This window comes from Spongiibacter tropicus DSM 19543 (genome assembly GCF_000420325.1).
Lineage (GTDB): Bacteria > Pseudomonadota > Gammaproteobacteria > Pseudomonadales > Spongiibacteraceae > Spongiibacter > Spongiibacter tropicus.
Window position 1 is genome coordinate 978,423 of record NZ_ATUS01000001.1, and the last position, 14,167, is coordinate 992,589.

The following is a 14,167-nucleotide window of genomic DNA, read 5'->3' on the forward strand; positions in this document are numbered from 1 at the left end:
GCGCCGGACCAGCCGCTTGACCTGAATCAAGCGGCGACCGCATTGGAAGATAGGGGTATTACCGGATAGGACGAGAAAACGGCGAGCAAGAGAACACCGGCCGGGCGTCATTGCCCGACCGGTCGGCATCAGCCCTGCTTGGGGCCGCCGTTTTCACCCAGCCAGCGGGAACCGCCGATGGTGTCAGAAAACGGGGTGAACGCGTCAGCATCCAGAGCCCCTTCGAGAGTCAGGCGGCGATCCAGAAAGATCGGTGACCACAGCCAGGCCTCGGGCTCACTGCGCACCGGCAGCTCGCTGGCGAGCGGGTCCCAGGGACTCGGATTGAGCGTCAGCTGCCCCTGCAGCTTCTCGATCTGCGCCGTGCCGTATTTGGAGTACACGCGCACCACGTGCGGCGGAAAATCCCAGGTCACGTTCTCTGCCGTCGAGTCCACGCCTCTCAGCTGTTTAATCCACCACTCATTGGTTTCAAACTCCGGCGGAATTTCACCCGGCCCGGTCACCTGTCCTTTGAACTCCAGAAAGGTGTAGCCCCGGTGAGTGACTTTTGCGGAGATAAAATCCATCAGCCGATAATACTGGGTTTCCGCATAGTACTTCGGCTGTCCCCAGCGTTCCTGGCTGATGTAGATAGCGGCTTCCTGATCAATGGCAATGCCAAGTGTGTACTCGCCCTCAATGCCGTTGTACTCGGCATCGACATTCACCACGCAACCGTACTCGGGCTCATTGAGCACCGGAAAATTGTAGATGGTAATGGTGACGCCCGGCTGCTTGCCGGGATTAATGCCCGGCGGCAGCAGCTTGGCAATGCTGGCGGGGTCGCTCATGTAGCGAATCTTCAACATAGGCCAGTTGAGGATATCTCCCGGCTTTCCCATGATAGCGCTTGTCTCACTCATTATTATCCCTCTTATTGTGTTGGAACGATGCTCAAGGCGCGCAGCACCCGCCGCCGCTTATGCGGCGTAGAACTGATCAAACCATTTACGGTAACGGGCAATCGGACCATCGCCGTCGCAGAGTGTGGGCTCTTCGAGATACACCTTGTTCTCCCAGATCGGAATGTCCTGACCGACCTGCCGCACAATTTCGTCGCGGAACGCATTGGCGTAGAGCGTGTGCTCTGAGGTTTGCTGTTTGGGCATGCTGAAGCTAAAGCGCATGTGGATATTCTGATCGTCAATCGGCGTAATGGTCCCCATCATCACAATGTCGAACATCCGCGAGAATTTCTGAAAGGTCTGACCCGGCCCAAAGGAATAAGTCTCCAACCGCCCCTGGTCATAGTTTTCACCGCTCAGGTCGACATTGCCCTGCTCGTCGATGGCGTGCTGCTGACTGTCCATGATGGTCCAGCGTCGATAGCCCTCAATCGTCACCTTGCCGTCAGGCATTTCCGGCGAACCATGCACTGTGACAAAGTGCGCGATATCCACCGCATTCTCGCCGGTTTCCTGAATAATGGAATTGATCTGCCAGTCGTAGGTGTCCATGGGCGTCCACTCGTCAGAGTGCAACTCGGCGTGGCGCTCCACTTCCCACATCGGCGCGGCACCCTCGGGGTGGTACCAGGCCCAGATCATCTGATTGACCTCAACCACCGGGTAGCGGCCAATGGCCTGCTTATCGACCACCTTAGGCGGCATATTCTTGGCATAGGGCACCTTGGTACAGAAGCCGCGGCCATCGAATTCCCAGGCGTGAAAGGGACAGGCGATGTTCTCGCCATGGACTTCGCCACCGTGCCCGAGGTGGGCACCAAGGTGGGGACAGTGGGCATCGAGAATCACTGCCTCACCCGACTCAGTGCGAAACAGCACCAGATCTCGACCAAAGTAGGTCAGGGGTTTCACATCCTTCGGCGCCAGATCCTTGCTGTATTCAATGGCAAACCAGCCGCACGGGATGGGCTTGTTATATCTATTATTCATGCTCCCTCCGAACCCTTATTCAAAAAAGGTAACTACGTTGTAAAAAAACTATATGGTTTACTTATTCGGGTCAAGAGGGCAGCGCTTAATTGCGGCAAGAAAGCGCTGGGGAGATCACATTGGGGAGAAGAAGGGGAAAAGCTCAGTCGTTGCGCAGCATGCTGGAAACAATAAACGCCCACAGTTCGCGGTAGCGGGATGGAGAGTCATACTCGGTGTCGTGCACCCAGTTCAAGGTAATGGCGTTCAGCATTCCCACCGTCACTTCCGCACAAAACGCCGTACTCAGCTCCGGCTTCAGCACCTCGCGATGGTGTTCGTAAAAGCGCAGGAAAATACTGTTGATAAAGGCGAGCTGCCCCGCCCCCTCATGAATATTCGCCGCCAGTGCGCCCACCGAGAAGGCGATCAGCTCCCGCTCAACCCCACCGGCTCGCTGTTCACGGCGAATAAAGACATTGATCATGTCTTCAAGCTGTTCAGCGAAGGGCTTACCGCTTTCAATGACCTCATCAATCAGCTTATCGGTGCCGCGCAGCAACTCCTCCTGACACAGCTCACTGATCAGTTCATTTTTGGTCGCGTAGTAGTTGTAGAAGGTTTTTTTCGCGATATCGACACAGTCGCAGATCGCATCAATTGTCAGCCCTTCAACGCCGTGTCGACCAATCAGCCGAAGGCTTTCCGCGCGAATCGCTTCTCTTACTGCTTTCTTCTTCCGCTCGCGACGCCCAAGTTGACTTACCGGCACCGGCTTCTCCTTATTCTTCGCCAAAGCGCCGGATAGTAGCGCATGATCGGCGAGCACGTCACCGTCTGCCATTATGACGTGCCCCCGGTGCGCTTACAGAACATTCGGCGGCGTGGGCGTCGTGCCCTCCAAAATACTCTGGGTACGCGCGACAAATGCGGCACGGGACTTCTCGGACATTGGCGAAATCCAGAACTTCTCGGCGCGGATGCCGTTCAGCGCAAACGCCGCCACCTCCTCGGGTTCGGTGGTCTTCAGCTCCATGTCGTACTGCGCCATGATGGCTTTCATGTCGTCGACCGAATGAATGCCCGAATCCGGTTTATTCGGATCGACCGGCAAATCCTGCGGGCGATTGCGCTCGGAATTGAAAATACCGGTGTTCACCACATTCGGGCCGGGAAACAGGGCGTTGACCTTTACCGGTGATTGCTGCGCCTGCAGTTGGTAGTGCAGATTCTCGGTAATCGCCTGAACAGCCGCTTTCGTGGCGGTGTAGATAGGCGTATCCGGCAACACCAGAAATGCCCCGTTGCCGGAACCGGTCACCACAAAATGCGCCTCTTCGCCCTGCTCGACCAGCTTCGGTAAAAAGGCGTTAATGGTGTGGATCAGGCCCCAGGTATTCACCCGAAAGCCCCACTCCCAGTCGTTGAGGTTGTAGTCCCACATATTGCCGCCTTCGCCGGTGCCGACACCGGCATTGGCAAAGACCAGGTGAACAGCGCCGAATTTTTTCCAGGCGGCCTCGGCCAGCGCCTGCATCGATGCCGGGTCGGTCACATCGGCGCGCTGCCCCAGGCACTCGCAACCCATTTCTGTCAGTTCTGCCACACCGCGCTCAAGCGCCTGCGTCTCAATGTCTGCAATCACGACTTTGGCGCCCTCATTGGCCAGCGCCAGTGCCAGTGCGCGCCCGACACCACTGGCGCCGCCGGTGATCACCGCCACCTTGTTATTGAACTCCTGCATGACAACTCCTCGATCTATTTAGGCTTATTATTTCGAACAGCGGATTGAAGCGTTTCGGCAACTACAAAAATCTCACTTGAGAATAAAGATACACGGTAGTATCTTTTTTGCAAACCGGTATTGCAGAGCGCAGGCCCGGCTGCGCGCCAACAATAATGACAAGGAGCAAAGCAATGCTGCAGGAAGAACAACAGAGCCAACTGCCGCCCATTGAAACCCTGTTCAATCCGAATTCCATGGAGTACGCGCTGGATCCCGGACCTCAGTGTCAGGCGCTCTCGGAACGTGGCCGACTGGTCTGGTATGCGCCGTGGATGTGCTGGATCATGACCCGTATGCCCGACATCATGGAGTGCTGGAAACAGGAGTACCTGAGTTCCGACTTTTACGATTGGGAATTCGCTCCGCCGCGCCCCACCGAAGAAAGCTGGACCAACTTTGAAAAAGCACTGGTGGGCCACAGCCTGCTGGCGGACCCGGACCACCATCGCCTGATTCGCAAAATCACCTCACCGGCGTTTTCACGGAACGTCGTCGATAACATCAACCGCCGTATTGAGCCCGACATACAGCGCCTGTTTAAGGAACTGGGCGACGTGGAAGAGTTCGACTACATCGAACAGGTCGCCAAGCACATTCCGTTTATTTCCATTACCCGCATGGTCGGCATTCCCGAAAAATACTGGCCGCAAATCAAACAGACCGTGCTCACTTTTACCGAGACCTGGAATCCCACGATTTCGGAAGAGCGCCGCGCCAAGGCGCAGGAAGACAGCAACCGTGCCATCGACATCCTGCTTGAGGTGATTGCCGAGCGCCGCGCCTCCCCCGGCGGCGAGGAAGATTTTCTCAGCGCCCTGTTGAAAGTCGAGGCCGAAAACGACGATTTCGACGAGTGGGATATTGTGACCCTGATCCTCGCCCTGATCGGCGCCGGTGCTGACACCACGCTGGTCGCACAACAGTGGTCGGCCTACGCCCTGCTCACTAACCCGGATCAGGTGCCGCTGGCGCTTGAATCGACGGCCGCATTCTCTAACGCCTTCAGTGAGATCATGCGCTGGGCTGCCAACTCCAAAATGGGCTTTGCCCGCTATATCCCCGAAGACCGAGAGCTATTGGGCCAACAGGTGAAGAAGGGGCAGATGGTATTGATGATGCCGCACCTGAAGGATCACGATCCCAACTTCTTCGACAAGCCTAACGATCTGGATGTGCGCCGCCACTTCGATCCCGATGTGCTGTTCGGCTACGGCCCGCGCTATTGCATCGGTGCAGCACTTGCCAAGCACCAGCTCTATCTGAGCATGAGCGAATTGTTCAAGCGCTTCCCCAATGCCAGTCTGGCGGAGGAACCCGAGCGCGACCTGGAAGACCACAACAGCATCACCTTCAAGTCACTACGGGTGAAAACCGGCCTGTAAGCCCCGCGGCGGCTTTTGCCGCCGCCAAATCATGACAGCCCCCAGCACACGCGCTATGCTGTGACCTTTCCCCGCAGGAACCCCCATGAGTCCAGCGCCACGCGGCACAGTCATTGTTGCCCTGATCCCACTGTTACTCGTTCTGCTGTTGCTTGGCATTAACGTCGCCCTGTACGGCGACGCCGGGATTGAGGGCGCCAACCAGCTCGCCCTGCTATTGGGCGGCGGCCTCGCCGCGCTGATCGGTCTGCGCCGGGGCCTGCACTGGCGCGAGCTTCAAGAGGGAATGCTCAAAGTCGTCGGTGTGGCTATTGTGCCGATGATGATGTTGCTGCTGATCGGCGCGCTGTCCAGCACCTGGACCGTCGCGGGCATCGTGCCCACGCTGATTTACTACGGCCTGCAATTGGCAGACCCTGCGTGGTTCTACGCGGGCGTGGCCGTTGTCTGTGCCATCGTCTCTACCGCCATCGGCAGCTCATGGACGACCGCCGCCACCCTCGGCATTGCCATGATGGCCACCGGTGCGGGACTGGGCATGAGTGAAACCATCACCGCCGGGGCCGTTATTTCCGGTGCCTATTTCGGCGACAAGCTGTCGCCACTGTCAGACACCACCAACCTCGCCGCGGGCGTCTGCGGTGTCGAACTGTTCAGCCATGTGCGCTACCTGGCACTGACCACCCTGCCCTCCTTTGCCATCGCCCTGCTGATCTTCCTCGCCATTGGCCTGCAACACAGTGGCAACGGCGCCATCGTGCAGGCCGACATTATGCTCAAGGCCCTCACCCACAGCATGGTGATTTCCGGCTGGCTGTTGCTGGCCCCGTTGCTGGTTGTAATTCTTATCGTTCGCCGCGTCCCGGCCCTGCCAGTGATGTTTATCGCCACCTTGCTGGGCAGCCTGCTGTCTGCACTGGTGCAGCCCGATATTGTTCAGCAGATCGGCGGCAGTGACGACTGGCTGGGAATGTATCGAGGACTGGTGCAGACGATTGTTGGCGACAGCCAGATTGAAACCGGCCATGAATTCAGCAATGAACTGCTCAGCAGCAGCGGCATGGCAGGGATGCTCAATACAATCTGGTTGATACTCTGCGCCGTGGTTTTCGGCGGTCTGATGGAGGCCTCTGGCCTGCTCGGGGATATCACCTCCGCGCTGAAACGCGTGGCACGTAACCGCACGGCGCTGGTTGCGACCACAGCGGGCAGTTGCGGCATTCTCAATCTGACCGCCGCCGAACAGTACCTGACGATTCTGATCAGTGGGCGCATGTACGGCGATCTGTACCGGCAGCACGGTCTCAGTCCGCGCAATCTCAGCCGCACGCTCGAAGACGCCGGTACAGCCACATCGGTTCTGGTTCCCTGGAATACCTGCGGCGCGTTTCACGCTACCGCCCTAGGCGTCGCCACCCTCAGCTACCTGCCCTTCTGCTTCTTCAATCTGATCAGTCCGCTGATGTCGATGCTCTACATGCGCTTCAACATCGCTATTGAGGAATACCCCGCGCCTCAGGAAAGTGACGCGCATAGATAGGTGAACACCACTCCGTCGCAGCATTGCCAATGGACGGTGAATCGCTGCCCGCAACGCTCGGGATGCTGACAGCGCAGCAACTCCAGCTCCATGCATTGCTGCTCGGGCAAAAAGCGCTTCAAGCTCACGTCGAGAAAATCGACATAGTGCCGGAGTGCCGGGAACAGCGCTTTGTAGAGACTTTCTTTTGCCGAAAACAGAATACTGATGGCCTCGGCCTCCGGCATACCGCTCTCTCTGAGCAATCGTCGCTCAGAAAGATGGCCGACCAGCCCCGCTACCTCGCGACAAACCTCCGGCCTCATCACCCTCTCCAGGTCGATACCGGGAAAGCCCTCCCGGCTGACTATGCACAAGGCGTGATCCCCGTGGTGACTGATCGCGCCCTGCAATCCCGGCGGCCACAGCACTTCTCCGGAGGCGCCGCGCAAGGGTGCGACCTCATCGGCCCCGGCCATCGCCAGTGCCTGACGCGCAGCACAGCGCCCCGCCAGGTAATCGGCACAGCGCGAGTCCTTCGCGCCCGCCAGCTTGGCAGGCATGGCTATATCCAGCAGTTCGAACAGTGCCGGTCGGTAATGATTTACGTCGAACTGGCAAATCACCGCCTGCTGAGCCGTGCCCGGCAGATCGAGCAATGAAAACCTTTTCAGGAAAGGATCGTAGGGAAGACGCGATGGAGTGTCTGTGTTCGCCAGCGCGCTCAGCATGCCCTGCTAAGCGGCCGAGCCGGCGAGTTGAAAGTCGGGCATACCCGGCAACAACTGCCAGCGCTGTAGCTGGGCAATGGCCTCATCGACGCCGTCTTCGGCGCGGATGCGCTGCCCCAGCTCCGCCGCCTTATCCTGACAAGGCGCGGTCAGCGCGTAGCGCAAGGCTTCCGTGGCCGAATCCACACTCAGGGTCTTGCGAGTGACGGCAGCGGGCGCCGCGCCGAGGCTGGCAAGCCGCCAGGCCCAGAACGGCTGATCGCCGAAAAAGGGCATCACCACCGATGGCACACCCGCCTTCGCTGCAGCCGCAGTAGTGCCCGCGCCGCCGTGGTGGACCGCCGCCGCCACACGGGGAAACAGCCAGTCATGAGGCGCGGCACTCAGGCAGAATATCTGCGCGTCATCGACGGCCGTGAGCCCTCCCCAGCCCGTGGCAAAAATGCCGCGCTGCCCGGTATTACGCAAGGCCTGGCGCCAAATATCGCTGAGCCGCTGCGCATCGCCCCCCAGCATGCTGCCAAAACCGACATAGACCGGCTTCGGCCCGGCAGCGAGGAATTCACTCAGGGCGAGGGGCGGTTGCCAGCGCTCGCCTTCATCCAAAAACCAGTTGCCCGCCACCTTGACGTTCTCGGGCCAATGGGGAGACGGCGGAATCAGGCTCGGGCTGAAACCATACAGCACCCGGTGGGGCAGTTTGCGCCGGTAAAACGGCCCGTACCACGGCAGCGGTGGCAGCTTGAGCTGCTCGCGAACCGCGGCATATGCGGGCGCCATCATTTGCCAGGTCAGTACCCGACAAGCGTGATAGAGCCCCTGATTAATCACGCCGGGTCGCGGCCGCTGAGGCGGCGGCAACATCATCGGCGGAATGTCCGGACAGGGGCTCACCGGCTGTAGATGGGTTTCTACCATCGGAATATCAAAGCGTTCTGCCAGTGCCGATGCCAGCGCAGCCACCATGCCGTTGCCCATCAGCAAGCTGGCACCCCGCGCCGCGCTCATCGCCTGTTCCGGCCAGTCTGCCGACATGGCCTTGAGTTCCCGGCGGGCCGTTTTCAGCAGTGCCAGGGGGTTCAAGCCGCGCTGCAGCACTTCCGGATCTCTGGCCATCACTTCGAGAAAGTCGGCGGTCAGCGGCGCGTAATCCAATCCGCTGTCGCGCACCAATGCCTCACAGCTTTTGCCGGTGGCGATGCACACCCGGTGACCCTTTGCCTGCAGACCAACACCCAGTGCCACAAAGGGGCGTACATCGCCCTGCGTACCGATAGAAAAAATGCAGATATTCACGAGGCCTCCCGCAGGCCACTCAGCAATGCCGCGGCAATCTGCGGACCAATTTCAGCCAGCGGTCCGGCCTCCAGCATCGCCTGGTGATGACAATTCACCGGATGTACATGCAGGCCTGCCACCTTGTCGTGCCACACGCTCGGACAATGCTGGATGCTTTCGGAACGCGCTGTATCCAGTGCCTGGAAGAAGTGCATGGGCACATCCACCGCGCCCGGTGCAAAGCCTTGCAACAGCGACAGGTTATTCGCAATCACCGCCGCCACATCTTCCAACAGGTTGCTGTGCTGATCCTGCAAGCCTTTGACGATATCCATATTCAGCACATCGTACTCCCGGCACAGGAAGTCGCTCATCTCTGCCATGGAGGCTGGCGCACGCGCGGCGTCCAGACCGAGGAAATCGACAATACCCAGCGCGACCTCCGCTTCACTGGCACCGTTTTCCAACTTGAAGGGGTAGGCATCGAGTACCCCCAGGAAACCGACCGACTCGCCACTGTCGCGAAGTTGACGCGCCATTTCCTGCGCCACAATACCGCCCATGGACCAGCCCAACAGGCGGTAGGGGCCACTGGGCTGAATCTGGCGAAGCTGGAAAATATAGTCGGCGGCCACTTCTTCAATGCTGCCGGGCAGCTCTGCCTGTCCATCCAGTCCCCGCGACTGCAAACCATACAGCGCCGTGTCTTTGCCCAGGTACTGCCCCAGACCAGCAAAGCCCCAGCTCAGCCCCAGCACCGGGTGAATACAGAACAGTGGCTCCCCTTCGTGGCGGGCGGCAGCCGTATTGAGGGTCTGGCAGCAAGCCAGCGGGTCCAGTTGCGAACCCCGTTGCAGGTGTTCGGCCAGTTCGGCAATGGTGGTGGCCTCAAACGCCGCTGCCAGTGGCACATCGCGCCCCAACAGCAGGCGCAGACGAGCAACCATCCGCGCGGCGGTGAGCGAATCGGCGCCCAGATCGAAGAAGCTGTCGTGCACACCAATGCGATCCAGCTGGAAAATCTCGCACCACAGCTCCGCAAGCTTTTCCTCCAGCGGTGTGCGTGGCGCCGTGTACTCGCTCAGACACTGCCAATGGGGCTCGGGTAAGGCCTTGCGATCGAGCTTGCCGTTAACATTCAGCGGCAGGTCGCTCACCAGTTCGTAGTGCGACGGCAACATGTAGTCAGGCAGGCTGGTCTCGATCTGCAAGCGCAAGGCTGAGGCCTGCAGCGCTTCGCTGTCGGCATCAAAACCCTCTTCGGGAAGCAGATAGGCCACCAGTCTCGGCTGCCCGGCTGGATCTTTACGCAGGGCAACAGCGGCCCGGCGCACTCCGACACAACGCAGCAGATGGGTTTCGATTTCTTCTGTTTCCACCCGGAAGCCACGGATTTTAATCTGGAAGTCGTTGCGTCCGAGGTATTCCAATACCCCGTCGCGTCGCCAGCGGGCCTGATCGCCGGTTTTGTACAGGCGCCCCTCGCCGTAGGGATTGTCGACAAAGCGCTCAGCCGTCAAATCAGGACGGTTGTGATAGCCCAGTGCCACACCTGCACCACCAATATACAACTCGCCGGGCACACCGGGCGGCAGCAGTGCCATCTTCTCGTCCAACACATAGACCTGTGTGTTGGCGATAGGTCGGCCGATAGGCGGTGCACTGTTGCCGATCTTGTCGAGAATCATCATCGTCGACCAGATCGTGGTCTCGGTGGGGCCGTAGAGATTAACCAGTGGTTGACCGAGTCGGCGCATACGGTGAGCCAACTCGGTGGGAAGTGCCTCGCCACCCACCAGTGGACGAATCCCCTGCAGCACATCACCGTGCTCTTCCAGCAGCGCCTGCCAGTGTGAAGGGGTGGCCTGCAGAGTGGTAATGCCCTGCTTGGCAATCACCGCTGCCAACGCCGCCGGATCGCGGGCAACATCGCGACTGGCAATGTGCACGCGTGCGCCAGCCAGCATGGGCAGGAACAGCTCCAGCACCGCAATATCAAAGGACACCGTAGTGAGCGCCAGCAAGCTGTCGTCCGGCGTCAGCGACAGGGATTGCTGCATTGCCAGCAGGAAGTTCTGCAGCCCCAGGTGAGGCACCACAACACCTTTGGGACGCCCCGTCGAACCGGAGGTATAAATAATATAGGCGGGCATATCACCGGCAATCGCAACATCCGGCAATGCCCTGGCAGGGTAATCACTCAGCGTCAGCGATTCCCACAACAGACAGGGAACGCCCGTGTCTGGCAGGCCCTGCTGGCAGTCCTTGCTGCTCAGAATCAGGTCTGGCCGCGCATCCTCAAGAATCATCGCCACCCGCTCGGCGGGGGTGCCAGGGTCCAGTGGCAAATACGCCGCCCCGCTTTTCAGAATGGCCAGCAGCGCTGTCGGCAAACAATTTTCTCGGGGCAAGGCAACGGCGACGACCTTGCCCGGACCAATACCGCGTTCGCGCAGTAGCTGACACAGCGGGTTTACCCGATCCGCCAGCTCACGGTAGCTCATTACCGCCGACGCATCGCTGAGGACCGGGCGATCGGCAAAGTGAGCAACACTTTGCTCAAACAACCCCGGCCAGAAAGCTGCAGGCAACGGCGACTCGGTGTCGTTCCAAGCCTGCAACTGGCTGCGACGCTCATCCGCCGACAACAGATCGAAGTCACCAATAGGGCTGTTCGGCGCCTGAATCATGGCCTCGACCAGACGACCGAGGCGGTCGCGATGCTCATCCAGTTCCAACTGGCTGTACAGCGCCGGGTTGGCATCGATAACAATGTGCAGCCCCTGCTTTTCGCCACGGTCAAAGACAAACACGGTCATGTCTTCAACAGTGCCATTGGAGAGGTTGTGAATACTGCAATGGTGGCCGCCGAAGCCAAAGTCATAATCAAAGGGCTCGATATTCACGCCCATCCAGGAAATCTGCTGGCCGCTGCCCAGCAGACCGAGATCGCGCCGCAGCTCTTCGTAGCGATACTGCTGATGGCGCAGCGCGCTGCGCACGACCTTGGCCGTCTGCCCCAGCAACTCGACAAGACTCTGCTCATCGCCCATCGCCAAGCGAATCGCCACGGCATTCGCCATCATCGACGGAATGCTGCGCAGACGACGATTCACCCTTGCCGTCACCGGCATACCGAAGACCAGATCCTGTTGACCACTCATTCGATAGGTATACGCCGCCAGCATGCTGATCAACAGCTGCGGCACACTTCCCCCCGCCTGCTGTGCGATGTCACGCAACTGTGCGGAGCGCTCCAGCGACAGGACCAGCGCGCTGCGACGCAGGCCGCCGCTGCGCGGAGCACTGCGCTGCGACAGGGAAATGGCATCGGGCAGGCCGGCCAGTTGAGACTTCCAATAGTCGCGATCGCGCTCAATACGCGATGACTCCCGGTAGGCCTTTTCTTCTTCCAACTGCTGCACCAACGGCAGAAACGGGCTTTCTCCGATGTCGCCGCCAGCGAGCAGGCCGTTATAGATATCCGCCAGACGACGGGCCAACAAACCGCCGCCAAAGCCGTCCAAGGTGATGTGGTGACAGCGCTGATACCAGAAATAACGCTGTTCAGATAACTTGATCAGTACGCCCAGCCAAAGGGCTTCTCGCTCCAGGTCCACGGGACGCGAGACCTCATCATTCATCCAGCGCAGAGCGTGCGCCTCTGCATCGTCTTCGGCGCTGAAATCGAGGAAAGGGAATTCACCCGGATACTGTTCATTGACTAACTGGCGCGCACCCTCTGCGGTCTCCACAATCTGCACGCGGGTGGATTCCGCCTCTTTCGTGAGCAGCTGACTGGCTTTCAGAAACGTCGGCACATCGACGTCACCGCCAATATCCACATATTCAGCCAGCTTGTAGACCGCATCGCTGGGGCCGATTTTCTCACCCATCCACATGCCGCGTTGAGCACTTGCGATGGGTAGCAGTCGATTAAATGCCTCGTCATCCGATGGCGTAGTGCCTGGACGGCGGAAGGGTTCGGTGTTCAGCGGAGCAGGTCTTTCCCGTTTGCTCTGCGGCTTGTTGTAGTCCGTTTGTTGGGGCGGCGGCTGTTCCATCGTAGTCGTCTCTCGGCTAGGCAAATTTTTAAACAGACGAACTCTTCTCACGGCAAGCGGGAGTTCTTGGTCTGCGAAGTTTCTTATTATTGAGAAGGAACAGCGCGTGGCGTCGGCTTGGCTGTTCGTTAGGTCGATAATAGAGAGATAGGCGATTGGACAGGCGTGATACACATCACAGAGAAAACATGAAAATACGAATTTCCCCTTATTTTTCAATGCATTACTACACACTTACACCGAACTGTGACACACACAATAATGTAGAAATGTGCTGTAGTGGCGAGCAGAGGAACACCTTCCTCAAGGGAATCAATAAGTTATAACAAGAAGCAATATCATTACCAGAAGAGTCGCGGCGGACAGGCAAAATGCTGACAGCAACGTCAAGAAAATAGACAAAAGGGTGACTGAAGAAAGAAGCCTATCAGGCTGGCTTGGCGGCGCGCATTGCCTTATCAACCTGCCTGTTCAAGGATGCCTCATACGCCTTCAGAATCGGGTGCACTGAATGCCGGGGCTTCGCCGCACGCAAGCCCAACTCGTCGACATTGCGCAGGGATAAGTCCAGAAACTCCGCCAGCGCCGTCATTGTCTCGCCGGGGTTTTGCACCAGCTGTGCGTAGTCCACCTCTACGGCCTGATTGCCCGGCATCGCTGCCAGTTGTTGGCGATAACTGACGACTTCCCTGGCCACGTGTCTGGCCAGCATGGGCCGAGCGAGCAGCGCTATCGCCCGTTCTCCCAGCACTGCTCGCAGACCACGCATCAACAACCAAATCAGGTAGCCCTTGCGATATCCCTTACGACCATTGCCTGTATCCAGCAGCATTTCCAAGTAGTGTTGAGGACCGTCGAGGTAGGCGAGAAATGCATTGAGCATGCTGTTTAACACCGCAATCGGTTCGCGACTGATATAAATGAACCGGGCTTGCTCATAGCGCCCGGCAATCCAGCGCGCATTCGCGGTATCCCAAGGGTTTTTGAGCAATACCGCTTCGCTGTCGGGTTCCAGGGCCAACAGCTTGCGGCACATTTCCTCAAACAGTGGCGCTGTATCATCACTAAGCTTGAAACTGCCTCCCAATCGCCGCAGCAGAAAACCGTACTCTTCCACCTCATCGGCCGCGACCGGCACGCTGTCAATTTTGCGGTCGCGAATGCCCAGTGCCGCAAAACAGGCATCCAGTTTCCGCTGATCCACGTCTGCTTGTCCGTCTCTTGCGTTGCAGAGCAAGCGCCGATAGTAAAAAAGTCGGTAGAGGCTTAGCTGGGAAAGCGGGAAAGCACGGGCCACACTGTCGTAGAGAAACGTGGTGCCCGATCGGTGCAGGCCCATGATAAATACGGGCCGCACAGGCAAGCTGGCCAGCGGCGCAATCAGCTCACGATCTTCATCACTGCGGGGAAAATCGGGATCGACGGGGTATTGCACAAACTCCTCCAGAGTGAGCAAGATGACTGGGCAGCACACTCTAGCGGATTAATGCA

10 protein-coding genes are annotated in these 14,167 nt (G+C 58.8%); 2 read left to right on the plus strand and 8 right to left on the minus strand.

The window, feature by feature from the left end:
• Window positions 1–128: 128 nt before the first annotated feature.
• From G411_RS0104730 to G411_RS0104745, 4 genes are all read right to left on the minus strand, one after another.
• Window positions 129–905, minus strand: coding sequence for an acetoacetate decarboxylase family protein (locus tag G411_RS0104730; protein WP_022958028.1), 777 nt, complete (start codon window positions 903–905; stop codon window positions 129–131).
• Between the two features lie 57 nt (window positions 906–962).
• Window positions 963–1,937: a Rieske 2Fe-2S domain-containing protein gene (locus G411_RS0104735; RefSeq protein WP_022958029.1), complete on the minus strand. Its 975-nt coding sequence runs from the start codon at window positions 1,935–1,937 to the stop codon at window positions 963–965.
• A gap of 142 nt (window positions 1,938–2,079) precedes the next feature.
• The gene (locus tag G411_RS0104740; RefSeq protein WP_022958030.1) at window positions 2,080–2,760 is read right to left on the minus strand and encodes a TetR/AcrR family transcriptional regulator; all 681 of its coding nucleotides are present in this window, start codon (window positions 2,758–2,760) and stop codon (window positions 2,080–2,082) included.
• 21 nt (window positions 2,761–2,781) lie between these two features.
• The gene (locus G411_RS0104745) at window positions 2,782–3,660 is read right to left on the minus strand and encodes an SDR family NAD(P)-dependent oxidoreductase (RefSeq protein WP_022958031.1); all 879 of its coding nucleotides are present in this window, start codon (window positions 3,658–3,660) and stop codon (window positions 2,782–2,784) included.
• A gap of 173 nt (window positions 3,661–3,833) precedes the next feature.
• Between G411_RS0104745 and G411_RS0104750 the strand changes: the two genes are divergently transcribed.
• Window positions 3,834–5,084, plus strand: a complete 1,251-nt coding sequence (locus G411_RS0104750; RefSeq protein WP_022958032.1) for a cytochrome P450 — start codon at window positions 3,834–3,836, stop codon at window positions 5,082–5,084.
• 85 nt (window positions 5,085–5,169) lie between these two features.
• Entirely contained in the window at window positions 5,170–6,624 is a 1,455-nt protein-coding gene (gene nhaC / locus G411_RS19360; RefSeq protein ID WP_022958033.1) for a Na+/H+ antiporter NhaC, read from the plus strand.
• On the opposite strand, the gene G411_RS19365 is transcribed toward nhaC, so the two are convergent.
• The 4 genes from G411_RS19365 to G411_RS0104775 form a co-directional block, all read right to left on the minus strand.
• On the minus strand, window positions 6,600–7,334 hold the full coding sequence (locus G411_RS19365) for a 4'-phosphopantetheinyl transferase family protein (protein WP_022958034.1): 735 nt from the start codon (window positions 7,332–7,334) through the stop codon (window positions 6,600–6,602). The genes nhaC and G411_RS19365 overlap by 25 nt on opposite strands.
• 6 nt (window positions 7,335–7,340) lie before the next feature.
• Window positions 7,341–8,630 carry a glycosyltransferase gene (locus G411_RS0104765; protein ID WP_022958035.1) on the minus strand — a complete coding sequence of 430 codons (1,290 nt, stop codon included), beginning with the start codon at window positions 8,628–8,630 and terminating at the stop codon, window positions 7,341–7,343.
• Window positions 8,627–12,676: a non-ribosomal peptide synthetase gene (locus G411_RS19370; protein ID WP_022958036.1), complete on the minus strand. Its 4,050-nt coding sequence runs from the start codon at window positions 12,674–12,676 to the stop codon at window positions 8,627–8,629. The genes G411_RS0104765 and G411_RS19370 overlap by 4 nt, the downstream gene beginning before the upstream one ends.
• A gap of 427 nt (window positions 12,677–13,103) precedes the next feature.
• Window positions 13,104–14,111: a sulfotransferase gene (locus G411_RS0104775; RefSeq protein WP_022958037.1), complete on the minus strand. Its 1,008-nt coding sequence runs from the start codon at window positions 14,109–14,111 to the stop codon at window positions 13,104–13,106.
• Between the last annotated feature and the right edge of the window lie 56 nt (window positions 14,112–14,167).

What these genes read in the sequence shown, in the direction of transcription:
- G411_RS0104730 (WP_022958028.1), bottom strand. Translation starts at nt 905, where the DNA reads ATGAGTGAGACAAGCGCTATCATGGGAAAGCCGGGAGATATCCTCAAC.
- G411_RS0104735 (WP_022958029.1), bottom strand. Translation starts at nt 1,937, where the DNA reads ATGAATAATAGATATAACAAGCCCATCCCGTGCGGCTGGTTTGCCATT.
- G411_RS0104740 (WP_022958030.1), bottom strand. Translation starts at nt 2,760, where the DNA reads ATGGCAGACGGTGACGTGCTCGCCGATCATGCGCTACTATCCGGCGCT.
- G411_RS0104745 (WP_022958031.1), bottom strand. Translation starts at nt 3,660, where the DNA reads ATGCAGGAGTTCAATAACAAGGTGGCGGTGATCACCGGCGGCGCCAGT.
- G411_RS0104750 (WP_022958032.1), top strand. Translation starts at nt 3,834, where the DNA reads ATGCTGCAGGAAGAACAACAGAGCCAACTGCCGCCCATTGAAACCCTG.
- nhaC (WP_022958033.1), top strand. Translation starts at nt 5,170, where the DNA reads ATGAGTCCAGCGCCACGCGGCACAGTCATTGTTGCCCTGATCCCACTG.
- G411_RS19365 (WP_022958034.1), bottom strand. Translation starts at nt 7,334, where the DNA reads ATGCTGAGCGCGCTGGCGAACACAGACACTCCATCGCGTCTTCCCTAC.
- G411_RS19370 (WP_022958036.1), bottom strand. Translation starts at nt 12,676, where the DNA reads ATGGAACAGCCGCCGCCCCAACAAACGGACTACAACAAGCCGCAGAGC.